Raw genomic sequence first — 13,003 nt, forward strand, 5'->3', positions numbered from 1 at the left:
AGTCAGGATCCCCACCGCATCACGTACAGCGCCGGTTCACCACCGAACTCGGCACCCTGCCGGCGGCGTACGTGGAGAGGGTGCGCGTGGAGGCGGCACGCCGGGCCCTGTCAGCCTCGGAGATGGCAGCATGCCGTGGCATGACAGACGACAGCACGAGTGGATTTCAGGCAGGGCAGACGGGACTCATCGTCAGGATCCCGGAAGCAGAGCCGGCCGTCCGCGCATGGCGTGAACGGTTCGATCCGTCAGCCCGGGCCGGCGTTCCCGCACATATCACGGTGCTTTTCCCATTCCTCGACGAGAGCCGAATGGATCAGCGTGTCTGCTCGGCTCTCGCTGACGTGCTCGGCAGGCATCATGCCTTTGACCTGCGATTCGAGAGCTGCGGGCGGTTTCCGGGTGTGCTGTTTCTCCGTCCTGAGCCGGACACGCCGTTGCGGCGGCTCACCGAGGTGATCACTGACCGGTGGCCCGAGGCTCCTCCCTACGGCGGCAGGTTCACCGACGTCGTACCCCACCTGACCGTCGCCGACGGCCAGGACGATGCTGTCCTGGAGGAGATCGAGGCCGACGTCCTCAGCAAACCGCCCTTCACCTCCCGAGTCTCGTCAGTTGACCTCGTGGTGCATGACGGCACGAAGTGGCAGGACCGGGCGTCGTTCGCGCTCCATGGTTGACGCGTCTGTTTGTTTTGTAAGGACCGTTGCAGGCACAGCCCTAATGAGGAGTTTGCTGCGCCACAAACGCGGCCGCTGACCCGCCGGTTGCCGTCCTTACGTGCTGCTGTTCCGGCCGCGGCATTACCGACGCCCCAACCTGAGCGCCGACTGCTAGGGTCGCGATCATGGGCACCAGTCATCCACTCACCCTCGCTGAATGGACAACCCGGAACGCCATCCGCCTGACCGCCGACGATCCCCATGCCCCGTTCGACGATCTGGCAATGCTGCGCCGACTCGTCGGCGAGGCGCGAGTGGTCGCTCTCGGCGAAAACTCCCACCAGATACGCGAGTTCGGGCTGCTGCGCGCACGCATACTGCGCTTTCTGGTCCAGGAATGCGGATTCACCGTTTACGCCGTGGAGTTCGGGGCTGCCTCCGGACGGGCCGTCGATGCCTGGGTGCAGGGTGGTGACGGCGACCTCGACACGTTGCTCACGCCTCATCCGGACGGCTACCCGGGCCAGTCCGCCGAGGGCCGCGACGCCATACGGTGGCTGCGCTCCCACAACGTCACGGCACCGCACCCGGTCCGCTTCGCCGGACTCGACATCCCGGCAGCCGGCGGCTCGCTGGCGCCCGCACTGGAGCCGGTCGCCAGGTATCTGGCCGAAGTCGATCCCGGCGCGGCACGCTACGCCCGTACCGCCCTGGAACTGGCAGAGCCGCTCACGGGCGGCTCGGGCCTCGTCTCCGCCCACGCCCGCCTCGCCCTCGGCCCCGAGCCGCAGGACCGGCTCTCGGCAACGCTCGGCCGACTGCTCAACCGCGTCACCGCCATGCGCGAAATCTACGTCCGGTGCAGCGGACCCGACGCCTACGAACGCGCTCTCTCGGACGTCTGGGCAGCCTGGCGCACCGACCAGATGCAGCGCGCGATGTCCGAACTCTTCGGCGGCGCACCGGACGCCGCCGATCTCGCCGCCCGCGACCGCTACCTGGCCGACAGCCTGCTGGAGCTGCTCGACCAGTCCGCACCCGGCGCCCGCATCGTGGTCGCCGCGCACAACGCCCACATTCAGCGCACCACAAGCCCCGAAGGCAGTCCGCTTCCCCGTATCCCCATGGGGCACGCCCTCGCCCAGGCACTCGGAACGGATTACGTGTCTGTGGCACTGACCAGCGGCGGCGGCCGGACCGTGCGCAACGTGCCCGATCCGGCACATCCCGCCGGGATGCGCCAGTCCGCAGCCGACGCCCCGGCGGCGCCGCCCGACAGCCTGGAGGCCCTGTTCTCGGGGGTGCCGGAGGCACCAGCACTGGTGGACCTCCGCGCCCTGCGCGCGCACTCCCGGGACCACGACCTGCCGGAGCCGACCTGCATCCGCATGGACGACGGCTTCCTCCCCGTCCCCGCCCTGGACGCCTACGACGCGGTGGTCAGCGTGCCCCGCACCACGCTCACAGCGGACCTCGGCGAGTAGACCCGACGCCGGCCCCGCCCACTCGGGCCGCGCCAACGCCTCTTGACCACTTCATTGCCGTGCGTGATCTCAATCGGCTCCAGCGGGCCCATGTTCTGCAGCCGATGTCGCACAGACGTGACTGCCCGGCGCATCCGGCACCTCCACCTGCAGGATGGCGTGGGTGGCCAACCTGCTCGCCAATCAACTCACCGCTCGACGAAGAGCTTTGGGGAAGCGCGTACACAGTCGCTGAGTCCATCGTCTCGGAGTATGAGGGTGGTTCCCCCGCGTGGTGGATCCGTCGTCCAGGCCTCGTGCCAGGTGGCTACCCGAGACAGCCACGCAGGACGATGGAACGCTCCGCGGAACACGTGAAGATGCCTCTCATGAGCATCCAGTCGAACCCGTCCACCCATGTCACCTCCACGGCACCAGCTCCTGGTTGGGCGGTATGGGCCGCCCATTCGACGACGTTGGTGGTCCTGCCGAGCGGCCTGTGGCGCATCCTCTTGGTGCTCGGATATCCAGCTGGATACAGCGATGCAGGCTTCGCCGGCTTCGAGACGATGGGGGCAAAGGTGTGGATGCTGACCCTCAGCGTGCTCTGCGAGTTGGGCGCCTTCCTGACGATCGGTCTGGTGCGGCCCTGGGGCGAGGTCGTGCCCCGCTGGGTACCGTTGATCGGAGGGCGAAGACTCCGTCCCATGGCCGCCGTCGTCCCTGCCGCTTTCGGCGCGGTGGCGCTGCCCCTGCTCTGGGCCACTGTCCCGTGGTGGTGGACATACCCGCACACTGCCATGACGCCTGTTGGGAACCTCGTCGTCGGCATCCTCTACCAACCATTGGTCCTCTGGGGCCCGCTCCTTGCTGCCGTCACCATCTCCTACTACCGCCGCCACCGCTCCCCCCGCCGCCGGGCAACGACTGCTGAGTGAGTGCCTGGGCTTGCATAGGGCGGTCGGAGTTCAGACCGCACTTGTCGATCACAGCGCCGCGAAATGTCCGTGAGACCAGCACGATGAACACGGAGCCCGAAGCGGCGTGTGAGCCCTACCCCCTGTAAAGCAAGCTTGACAAGCGTCGAGAGGTGACAAGTAAGCTTTACACATGCGCAACAGCGTCAGGAAGCTGCGGTCGTCACGAGGGCTCTCCCAGGGCCAGCTGGGCACAGCCCTCGGGGTCTCACGGCAAACGATCAACGCCATCGAGACCGAGCGGTACACACCTTCCCTGCCGCTCGCCTTGTCCATGGCCAAGTTCTTCGAGGTCAGCGTTGAGGAGATGTTTCATGCCAATGAAAGCCCAGCAGTTGACCAGTAACACAGCCAGGCGGGCCGTGCCCGGCTTCTTCCTCGCCGTCGGAGCCGCCTGCCTCGTGGCCGCGACTGTCAGCGGCCATCTCACTCTCGGCCTGGTGACGTTCGGGATCCTGGCGGTCTGCAGCCTTGTCTTAGTGCTGCTGGGACGCCGGAGCGAGACCTATCAGGGCCTCACCGAGAAGGCTCCCGACGAGCGCTTCGCCCGGATCGGAGGGCTGGCCTGGGCCGGCACGGGCATTGTGCTCACCGTGGGGAATCTCAGCGCCTTCATCGGTGAACTGGCCTCCGGAAGAAGCGGCGATCCGTACATCTGGTTCGTGGCCACCGCCGCCATCACCTACATCACGTTCGTCGCCCTCTTGTCTCGGCGCACCTGAGAAGGCATCGCCTCGGACGGCTCGCCACCGCATGTCCGACCAGGCAACGCCATCAACCTGGTCACTGGGGATCGGTGCCGGACGAGGCTGAGGACAAAGGAAGCGCTATAAGGACAGTTCCGCCGCATGCACGTCTGCCGCCGCTTCGTCCTGTTGCTCTGAATTGACTTGCTGCGCAGATGGTGCAAACGAGTTCCTGCACATGCCCGCGCGATGCGCCTGGACGCCGTGCGACTGTCGCTTGCTGCGCTCCGTGCTGGTGGGGCGGCGCTCGACGTCACACCAGGTCCGGCTTCCAGATGACACGGTCGGGATAGACATGGGCGGTGGGAGACAGTTCACAGGAGCCCGCAGTAGCTTCTGCAGCGAGTACCCAGCCAACCCCCTGATAGGCGAACGGCGTTTGATTCCGGGGCGCAGTGCACTGCCTGGGATCCGTGATGAGGGTCTTACCTGCCGGGACGCTGAGCTGCTGGGGGTGGGGCGCGTTCGGGCACCGGTGGAACTTCGTGGCTTGTGCGTACTCCAGACGGGCCTTGACCGTGGCCTCTGCCCGGCTGTGGTTGGTGATCTTCAAGGCGAAGGAGACGCGGTCGCTCTCGACACGTGTGCACACCCGCCACGTGATCGCGTACGGGCCCTCAAAGGGTGCGCTGCACCGACTGTCCTCACCCAGGGCTCCCTTCTCCATGCCGGGGGGCGACATGCTGGCCTCCGCAAGAGTTCCCCGGGCGGGAGGGACCAAGCCGGTTGCCTGCAGCCCGTGCGGGGCGTCGCTTTCGACACCTGATGCAGCCCCCTCGCCCTCGTCGGACGCGACCACTACAAGGGCAAGGCGACGGCATCGTCGGCCACAAGACATGGGCCCGGCTCAACCACTGGACGTCGTCCGGCGGATTCGGCTGCTAGACACCCCGCACAGCAGCTCCGGGCGGTTGACGCCGCCCGGAGCTGCTCGCCCATCCAGCCACACACCTGTCAGAGCCGGGGCGGCATAAGGTTTCCGCACGCCCAACAAGCACCCCCTAGATATTCGGTTGCGCACCCTCGCCCCGCAGGCCAACGTCGCCTGACACCCGAGAAAGGCGGAGAAGATGACCACGCAGACCCAGCACGTCGACCATGAACTCATCCAGGCCGCAGCTGAAGTCGCACGCACGCGCTGCCGGGGCGACAACCACACCATGGCAGCCGCAGCCCGTGCCCAGGACGGCCGGATCGTCACCGCGGTGAACGCCTACCACTTCACCGGAGGCCCCTGCGCTGAGCTGGTCCTCATCGGCGCGGCAGCCGCCCAGGGAGCCTACGAGCTGGACACCATCGTCGCCGTGGGCGACCGCGACCGCGGGGTTGTTCCCCCTTGCGGTCGGTGCCGTCAGGTCCTTCTCGACTACTTCCCTGCCCTCAAGGTCATCGTCGGCGAAGACGACCTCATCCGGACCGTCCTCATCACCGACTTGCTGCCCGAAAGCTACGTCTGGGCTGACCACCAGCTCAAGGCCGAGTAGACCGCGTCACTCAGCACGGGCTGACACCGCCAGCCGGCAACAGGGCGAACGTTGTCTGGTGCGGAACCAGGCCGTTTCGTTTGGATCACCGGGCAGACCAGAGGAAGCTGGCCGACGAACGAGGCAGCCCGGCCGTCATACCTAGTCCCACGAGAATGACCAGGAAGTCCGCCCACGAGGTCCACCGCGTACTCTGTCGAACGGCTGCCGGGTTTGGAGGCAATGGTGAAGTTGTCCGCGGAAGCGGTACTCGGCGGGGGGGACCTGATGAGTGCTGTGGAGATGAGTCGCTCGGATGCCGTCACGCTCGTGCAGCGGATCATGCAAGCGGACTACGCCTCAGACGACGAGGTGGACGGCTGGCTGGACAGGCTCGACAGAGCCCTGGCATGCCCGTCCGGTTATGTCAGCGACTTGATCTTCTGGCCGTCGGAGCGGGAGCTTTCGGCTAAGGAGGTAGTCGATCAGGCCCTGGCGTATCGGCCCATCGCGTTGTGAGGTCGGGGCTCAACTCGGAAGCCAGATGAGCAGAGCTGCGGTTGTTGCAGTGCCGAGGAAGACGTAGCCGCGCTTGTCATAGCGAGTGGCCACGGCCCGGGAACGCTTCAGCCTGTTGATCGCTCGTTCAACGGTGTTGCGCTTCTTGTACCGCTCTTCGTCGAAGCCGGGTGGTCGTCCGCCGCGTGAGCCTTTTCGTAGGCGGGCGGCCTGGCTATCGGTCTGCTCCGGGATCGTGTGCCGGATGCCCCGGCGCCGTAGGTACCACGACACGGGCCGTTGCTGTATCCGTTGTCGGCCGCGACGCTGTCGGGCTTCGTGCGCGGGCCGGCCCGGACCGGCCCGCGGAGCCGCAGGGCGGCCACTTGATCGCCCGGACAGCTCCTAGCGGCCCGACGCCCCCTGCCGTCAATTCCTCAACATCAACGCACCGGCCGCCGTGGCCCGCCGAGTACCGCCAGGCACGTAGCCAGAACGCCGCGAGAACCGAACTGGGCATCGCAGTACACAGCGGCTCCGTCTGCTGCCGCCACGGCAGCCCCGCCATGGCGTCCGTCAACCCGTCGACTCGCTGCTGGCTCTCCACCTCGCTGGTGTCAGGTGCCCACGGCGAACCAGCGTCAGGTCATGTCCAAAGCCACGTGAGGGGCGGCCCCGTTGGGTGTCGTTGAGGTCAGCGGTAGGCGGCGAGGAAGGCTTGGACGCCGGCGGACGCGTAGCGGTCGAGTTCGTCCTGCGTGTGCTGCGGGCTTCCATGGAACATGGCCTTGTTGACGGGGATCCAGAGCAGCAGGCCGGAGAAGTGGTTGGCGGCCAGGTGGGAGTCGGCGATGCGGAGGAGGCCGTGGTCGTCGAGCCGTTGGAAGGTGGTTGCGAGAGTGGCCAGGATGCGTTCGAAGCCCTGCTCGTACCAGGCGGCGCCGAGTTGGGGGAACGTGTCGGCGTTGGCGATGATCAGGCGCCGGAGTTGGAGTACTTCGGGCTGGGTGAGGGCGGTCAGGAACTGGTGGGCCAGGCGGGTGAGGTTGTCCTCAAGGGCCTGGGCGTCGGCCGGGATGTCGGCCACCAGCTCGACCATGGCATCGACACGGTCGGTGGTGGCAAGGACGATCTCGGTGAACAGCTTCTCCTTGTCGGTGAAGTGCTTGTAGACGGTCTGCTTGGAGACCGCGGCGAGCTTGGCGATGTCGTCCATGCTGGTTCCGGCGTAGCCGTTGGCCATGAACGCCCTGGTCGCCGCGTTCATGATCGCCGTGTGCTTGCGTGCCGACCGGCCTTCTTCGCTCACAGCCATGCCCCACCCTCTCCTCAGTACTGGACAGTCTAGTTTCTTCGTGGCTACTCTAGCGCTCGGCTCCAAGCGAGTACCACACCGTCTAGTTCTATTCAGGGGGATTCCATGACTCAGGCCATCGACGCTCCGTCCGCCGCCGCCTACGTATCGGCGAGACGGCCGAAGACGCAGGCCCTGCTTGCAGGTGGCATCGCGGCCGGTCCGCTGTTCCTGGGCGTCGGCGCAGTCCAGGGACTCGCCCGCGACGGCTTTGACTTCAGCCGCAACGCGATCAGTCAGCTCAGCCTGGGCGAACTTGGATGGATCCAGGTCACGAGCTTCCTGCTCACAGGCGCATTGGCCATCGCCGGTGCCGCCGGAATCCGCCGCACGCTGGCCGGCACGACCGAAGGGCGCTGGGCGCCGCGGCTGGTCCGCGTGTTCGGTGCCTCGTTCGTCCTCGCCGCGGTGTTCACCGCCGACCCGGGCGCGGGATTCCCCGCCGGCGCTCCCGATGCCCCAGCCGCCTCCCTCAGCTGGCACGGCGGGCTGCACATGCTCAGTGCCATGGTGGGCTTCCTCGCCCTGTGCGCATGCTTTTTGATGCTGGCCCGCCACTTCGCCGCCCGGCGACAGCGCGGCTGGGCCCTGGGTTCCCGCCTGGTGCCGCTCGGCGTCCTCGCGGGGTTCGCCGCGTCCTCCGCCACCGTGCTGGCCTTCACCGCCGGAGCCGCCCTCGGCCTGCTGTGGCTGACCGCGATCACTGCCCGGCTGGCCACCGCGCCCCCGGTCGCGCAGAACTAGCCGTAGCCGCCAGGCCCGTTGAACACACAAACAACAAGCGTGATCTCCATGAACTCTCCGAAGTGAAGAGGTAGGACAACACCCATGACGGCACCGGTAAAGGGTCCCGCCAGCTACTTCCCCTCGATCGAGAAGAAGTACGGCCGGCCGATTGCGGAATGGAAGGAACTCATCCGCGCCACGCCCCTGACCAAGCACATGGAACTCGTCGCCTGGCTCAAGACCGAGCATGGCCTCGGCCACGGCCACGCCAACGCCCTCGTCGCCCACACTCTCACCGAAGTCAGCGGCAAGTAACCGTCGCACCTGCGCCGCGGTACCTTTGCAGGTCCCGCGGTAGGCATGCTCGGCCCCGGTGCTGTTCTTCTCAAGACAGAACCGCGGGAGGCGACGAATGGAGCCGCGCTACGCGACGTGCATGTTCGCGAGCGGTTGCGGGACGTGTGCGAGGTCGGCGAGCGCGCGGTCAGAACCAGTGCAGGCAGTGCGGAGGGCGCTTGGCGCGGAAGAGGGCGTCGGCGAGGGTGGCCGCGCCCGGGTGGTGGGGCCGGATGTGTCCGGCACGCACGAGGGTGCTGGGGGCGGTGCCGCCGAGGTAGACCGAGCCCAGGTCACTCACGTCCAGGGACAGGTCGGGTTCCCGGTCCGTCGGGACGCAGTCGGCCTTGCTGTCCCGGACGGTCAGCAGGTAGCGGCCGTGCTCGCCGAGGAACGGGTCGTCGACGTCGAGGACGAGCTCGCCGTCGGTGAACCAGCCGCGCGCGGTCAGCGCACGCGGGATGTCCAGCAGCCGCACCCAGAGCCAGTCGGTGTCCTCGCTCACCTGGCCGGCGCGGAAGTCCGCGAGCTGCCAGCGCAGCGGGTGCTCGGGCGGGACGTGCTTGAACCGGACCTGAGTGACCAGGTCGTGGCCGAGCACGAACCGGGCCAGGGCCGTGAAGACGGTGTCGTCGGTGGCGATGGTCTCGTCGACCGTCAGGGTGCCGGACTCGACCGAGTAGCTGGCGTAACCGTTCGGGACACCGTCGGCGGCCCGGTGGACGGCGACGTAGCGCGGCGTCGAAGAGACCGGAGGCTGCCCCGCTCCCGAAGCCCACCAGCGGTGCGGCCGGGACAGCGCGCCGGGTTGGGCGCGGCGGTACCGGTCGTAGACCTCTTCCAGGATCTCGCCGCACTCGGCACGCCGCAGCAACTCGACCGAGCCCGTGTACGAGCCCGCATCCGATCCGGTCCCCAAGCCCGCATCCGATCCGGTCTCCGAGCCCGTATCCGATCCCGTGCCCGAGCCCATGTCCGAACCGGTCGCTGGGGCACCGGCCGTTCCGCGCGCCCGGGGCAGGGCGAAGGCGGCCTGGTGGCGCGGCACAGTCAGCTGCTGTGTGTAGGTCGCCGGTCCGTAGCCGAACCTGCGGTAGATCAAGGCCTCGGAGGCCAGCAGTACGGAGACGAACTCCCCTCGGGCCCGCAGCTCGGTGAGTTGGTGCCGCATCATCGCGCTGAGCACGCCCTGGCGTCGGTGCGAGGGCAGGACGCCGACGGCGGTCACTCCGGACGTCGGGGCGAGGATCTCACCAGGCAGGGTGAGCTCGAAGGAGTACGCACCGGCGGTGCCCACGGGCCGCCCGTCCGCCGTCATGGCGAGCAGGTTGCGGTCCATTTCGAGCGCCGACCACCAGAGTCCGCCGCCGCCCTCGGTCGGGGTTTCCGGGAAGCGCCCGAACGCGGCATGGAGTGTGTCGACGAAGACGTCGAGGTCCTGGTCGGTCGTAGGACGGATCTCCATTGCTGCTGCCGCCTCCCCGGGGTACCGGCACCACGCCTCGTGGTGTCCCGCGACAGTGCAGCGTTGACCCGTTGGCCAGGTCAAACGAATTACGGCCGGGGCCGCGGGACGGTCACAGCACAGCCCGATTCCAGCCGGCCCCAGCCCGCTCCTAGCCCGGTCCCCACCCGGCCCCAAACCGGTTCAGCCCGGTCCCAACCCGGTTCCAGCCCGGCCCCAAGATGAGTTGGGTCGTCGGCGTCGGCGGCGGTGATCCCCGCGCGTGCGCGAAGGCTTGACGATCCGGGCGGCCACCACCGGCAGCGCCGGCCCGCATCGTCAGCAGCCGGCCGGGAGGGCACGTCAGGGGATCTGGGGCTGGGTCTGGGGCTCGATGTGGCGCTCGATCTGCGCCTCGACGTGGGCGAGTTGGGCGGCGAGGATCTCTTCGAATGCGGCGCTGCGGTCCGCTCCGAGGGGGCGGATGTCGCGGGCGAAGTGGGCCAGGGCAGGGAAGCGTTCGGGGTCGGCGCCGAGTACCGCGACGCGGAACTGCTCCATGCCCTGTTCGTACTCCTTGGGGCTGATGGAGCTGATACCGGCTTCGGAGGCGATCAGCGCGGCGAGGAGGATCACGATGCGGTGGTAGCGCACCGGGACCTCCTCGTCGGGCAGGCCGGACGCGCGCAGGGCCTGCAGCACCTCCTCCATGACCAATCGGGACCCGGTGCCGCCGGAGCCGTAGCGCCCCCACACCGCGGCCAGTTGGGGTTGCTCACCGAAGGCTTCGCGCAGGCGCAAGGCCAGGGCGGTGATGCGCTGCTTCCAGTCGCCCTTGGGGCGGTAGCCGTCCATGGCGGTCAGCAGGATCCGGTCGGCAACCGCGCGCAGAAGTTCGGTCTTGTTGCGGAAGTGCCGGTAGAGGCTGGAGGAGTCGGTCCCGAGCGCTGCGGCGAGTTTGCGCACGCTGAACGACTCGGCGTCGCTCGCGCGCAGCAGTTCCACCGCCGTGTCCAGGATCTCCTCGGTCGACCATCGCCTTCGGCCTGTCATGTCGCCCCTCTCGTCGGTACTCAGCCTAACCTATGCACTTGCCGATGCACGCACCGCGTGCATAATGAGGACAACGTGCTGCCCGAACGCAACGACACACCTGGCATCGGGCCAGGGGGGAGAAGGAGACATGACCGAGACCACAGATATGAACGAGATCGCCGCCGCGAAGCGGCCGCCGGAGCCGGACTTCTCGGCGATCACGACCGAGGAACTGCTCGCCTACCGCGAAGCGGAGAACCGCTTCCGGGCCTCCGGTGCGGCGCGAACGATCCTCGGCGAGCCGGACACCGGCGCCGCGATCGATTGGCAGGAGATCGCGCTGCCCGGCCGCGACCTCCCGGTCCGGGTCTACCGGCCGGCCCCCACGGAAGACGACGCCGCCGCGGCCCGAACCGATCTCCCACTCGTGGTCCATGTCCACGGAGGCGGCTTCGTGGGCACAGCGGTGCAGTGCGACTGGACCAACAGCCACCTCGCCGCGCGGCTGCCCGCCCTCGTCGTCTCGGTCGAGCACCGCCTCCTCGCCCCCGGCAGCCCGCTCGCGAACGCCGCCGACGACGGCTGGGACGTGCTCCAGCACGTGATGCGGCACGCAGCGCAGTGGGGCGTCGACCCGGCGCGCACGGCCGTCTTCGGCGAGAGCTGCGGCGCGCTGATCAGCGCGCTGACGGCCATTCGGGCCAGGGAGGCCGGCCTGGAGCTCAAGGCGCAGGTGCTGGTCAACCCCGCAGTCGACGTGACCGGGACGATGTTCGACTACCCCTCGATCGCCGAGTACGCATCCAGTCCGACCCTGGCCCTGCCGCAACTGCAGCTCTTCCAGCGGCTCGCCGTCCCGCCGGGAGCCGACGCCGGCGCGGTCTCGCCGCTGTACGCGGACGACCTGGGCGGGCTCGCCCCGGCGCTCGTGGTGGTGCCCACCCAGGACGCGGTCGCCGATCAAGGCCGCCGCTACGCCGAGCGACTGCAGGCGGCCGGGACCTCCGTGCGGCTCACCGAATACCCGGGAGCGCGGCACGCGTTCCTCACCCTGCCCGGCATGGAACCACAGGCTGAGGCCGCCCAGGCGGAGATCCTCCAGTTCCTCCGCGCGGCCCTGGCAAAGTGACGGAGGAAGAACGATGCACCCCACCCTTGGACCCGACGGCCCTGCGGTCTCCCGACTCGGCCTCGGCTGCATGAGCATGACCGGCGTCTACGGCCCCGCCGACCCGCACGAGGCCGCGGCCACCCTGCTGGAGGCCCTCGATTCGGGCGTGACCCTGTTCGACACCGGCGACTTCTACGGCGACGGAGCGAACGAGGAACTCCTCGGCCGGGCCCTCGCACCGCACCGCGATCGCGTCGTACTGGCCACCAAGACGGGAGTCCGCCGCACCGCCGAGGGCCTGGTCCCCGCCGGCTCGCCCAACGCATTACGGCGTGCCTGCGAAGCGTCGTTGCGCCGGCTGCGCACCGACCACATCGACCTGTACTACCTCGCCCGTATCGACCCCGCCGTCCCCGTTGAAGAGTCGGTCGGTGCACTGGCCGAACTGGTCGCCCACGGCAAGGTGCGCCACATCGGCCTGTCCGAAGTCTCGGCCGCCACCCTCCGCCGGGCCCACGCCATCCACCCGATCAGCGCCGTCCAGACCGAGTACTCGCTGTGGGAGCGCCACGTCGAAAACGACATCCTGCCCGCGCTCCGCGCCCTCGACGCCACCCTGGTCGCCTACAGCCCTCTCGGCCGCGGCCTGCTCACCGGAGCCGTCCGCGCCACCACGCGCTATGAAAGCGGCGACTTCCGCGCCACCGCTCCCCGCTACAACGGCGACGACCTCAAGGCCAACTTGGCCGTCGTCGAGGCCCTCACCCGACTCGCCGCCGCAAAGAACGCCACCCCCGCCCAGATCGCCCTCGCCTGGCTCCTCGCCCGCGGCAGCAACGTCATCCCCATCCCCGGCAGCTCCCGCCGCCCCCATCTGCGCGACAACCTGGCCGCCCTCGACCTGCTCCTGACCGCGGCCGACCTCCGCGACATCGACGCCGCCGTCCCAGCCACCGGCGCCCAAGGAGCCCGATACGGCGACCACGGCATCGCACTGATCGACCAATGAAGGAGAAGCGCCCTGATGACGAAGCCAACGTAACGTCAACCGCCCTATGCGAACCTGCACTTGAGAAGCAAAAGACAACCATCCCGACGACACAAACCCGCAACCACACGGGTCACCACCACCACGCCCCATGAAGGACCACATGGAAGAACACAGTGAGGACGACATGGAAGACGACA

The 13,003-nt window shown here is 68.4% G+C and carries 14 protein-coding genes; 11 read left to right on the top strand and 3 right to left on the bottom strand.

Annotation, left to right across the window (positions count from 1 at the left end):
• Positions 1 to 140 precede the first annotated feature (140 nt).
• The 7 genes from ACZ7MX_RS01180 (at position 141) to ACZ7MX_RS01210 (ending at position 5,830) form a co-directional block, all read left to right on the top strand.
• The gene (locus tag ACZ7MX_RS01180; RefSeq protein WP_472129243.1) at positions 141 to 680 is read left to right on the top strand and encodes a 2'-5' RNA ligase family protein; all 540 of its coding nucleotides are present in this window, start codon (positions 141 to 143) and stop codon (positions 678 to 680) included.
• A gap of 167 nt (positions 681 to 847) precedes the next feature.
• On the top strand, positions 848 to 2,146 hold the full coding sequence (locus ACZ7MX_RS01185) for an erythromycin esterase family protein (RefSeq protein ID WP_472128103.1): 1,299 nt from the start codon (positions 848 to 850) through the stop codon (positions 2,144 to 2,146).
• A 368-nt stretch (positions 2,147 to 2,514) separates the two neighbouring features.
• A complete protein-coding gene (locus tag ACZ7MX_RS01190; protein ID WP_472128105.1) occupies positions 2,515 to 3,063 on the top strand; it encodes a hypothetical protein in 549 nt (182 codons plus the stop codon).
• Between the two features lie 172 nt (positions 3,064 to 3,235).
• The gene (locus ACZ7MX_RS01195) at positions 3,236 to 3,448 is read left to right on the top strand and encodes a helix-turn-helix transcriptional regulator (protein ID WP_472128107.1); all 213 of its coding nucleotides are present in this window, start codon (positions 3,236 to 3,238) and stop codon (positions 3,446 to 3,448) included.
• Positions 3,423 to 3,824, top strand: coding sequence for a hypothetical protein (locus ACZ7MX_RS01200; RefSeq protein ID WP_472128108.1), 402 nt, complete (start codon positions 3,423 to 3,425; stop codon positions 3,822 to 3,824). Before ACZ7MX_RS01195 ends, ACZ7MX_RS01200 begins: the two co-directional genes overlap by 26 nt.
• Before the next feature lie 1,094 nt (positions 3,825 to 4,918).
• Positions 4,919 to 5,332: a cytidine deaminase family protein gene (locus tag ACZ7MX_RS01205; protein ID WP_472128110.1), complete on the top strand. Its 414-nt coding sequence runs from the start codon at positions 4,919 to 4,921 to the stop codon at positions 5,330 to 5,332.
• Between the two features lie 267 nt (positions 5,333 to 5,599).
• On the top strand, positions 5,600 to 5,830 hold the full coding sequence (locus ACZ7MX_RS01210) for an e9imm peptide (protein ID WP_472128111.1): 231 nt from the start codon (positions 5,600 to 5,602) through the stop codon (positions 5,828 to 5,830).
• Positions 5,831 to 6,503: 673 nt separating this feature from the next.
• On the opposite strand, the gene ACZ7MX_RS01215 is transcribed toward ACZ7MX_RS01210, so the two are convergent.
• Positions 6,504 to 7,124 carry a TetR/AcrR family transcriptional regulator gene (locus ACZ7MX_RS01215; RefSeq protein ID WP_472128113.1) on the bottom strand — a complete coding sequence of 207 codons (621 nt, stop codon included), beginning with the start codon at positions 7,122 to 7,124 and terminating at the stop codon, positions 6,504 to 6,506.
• Between the two features lie 105 nt (positions 7,125 to 7,229).
• On the opposite strand from ACZ7MX_RS01215, the gene ACZ7MX_RS01220 reads away from it, so the two are divergent.
• Both ACZ7MX_RS01220 and ACZ7MX_RS01225 read left to right on the top strand, forming a co-directional pair.
• Complete coding sequence (locus tag ACZ7MX_RS01220) at positions 7,230 to 7,907, top strand: DUF998 domain-containing protein (protein WP_472128115.1); 678 nt, start codon at positions 7,230 to 7,232, stop codon at positions 7,905 to 7,907.
• Between the two features lie 84 nt (positions 7,908 to 7,991).
• Positions 7,992 to 8,204, top strand: coding sequence for a DUF4287 domain-containing protein (locus tag ACZ7MX_RS01225; RefSeq protein WP_472128117.1), 213 nt, complete (start codon positions 7,992 to 7,994; stop codon positions 8,202 to 8,204).
• 169 nt (positions 8,205 to 8,373) lie between these two features.
• Here the strand turns inward: ACZ7MX_RS01225 and ACZ7MX_RS01230 are convergent, their stop codons facing one another.
• Positions 8,374 to 9,690, bottom strand: a complete 1,317-nt coding sequence (locus ACZ7MX_RS01230) for a GNAT family N-acetyltransferase (protein WP_472128118.1) — start codon at positions 9,688 to 9,690, stop codon at positions 8,374 to 8,376.
• A 342-nt stretch (positions 9,691 to 10,032) separates the two neighbouring features.
• The gene (locus ACZ7MX_RS01235; protein WP_472128120.1) at positions 10,033 to 10,722 is read right to left on the bottom strand and encodes a TetR/AcrR family transcriptional regulator; all 690 of its coding nucleotides are present in this window, start codon (positions 10,720 to 10,722) and stop codon (positions 10,033 to 10,035) included.
• 148 nt (positions 10,723 to 10,870) lie between these two features.
• Between ACZ7MX_RS01235 and ACZ7MX_RS01240 the strand changes: the two genes are divergently transcribed.
• A complete protein-coding gene (locus tag ACZ7MX_RS01240) occupies positions 10,871 to 11,833 on the top strand; it encodes an alpha/beta hydrolase (protein ID WP_472129245.1) in 963 nt (320 codons plus the stop codon).
• A gap of 13 nt (positions 11,834 to 11,846) precedes the next feature.
• Complete coding sequence (locus ACZ7MX_RS01245) at positions 11,847 to 12,824, top strand: aldo/keto reductase (RefSeq protein WP_472128122.1); 978 nt, start codon at positions 11,847 to 11,849, stop codon at positions 12,822 to 12,824.
• Positions 12,825 to 13,003: the final 179 nt, after the last annotated feature.

Source organism: Streptomyces sp. NPDC107765, from assembly GCF_055657085.1.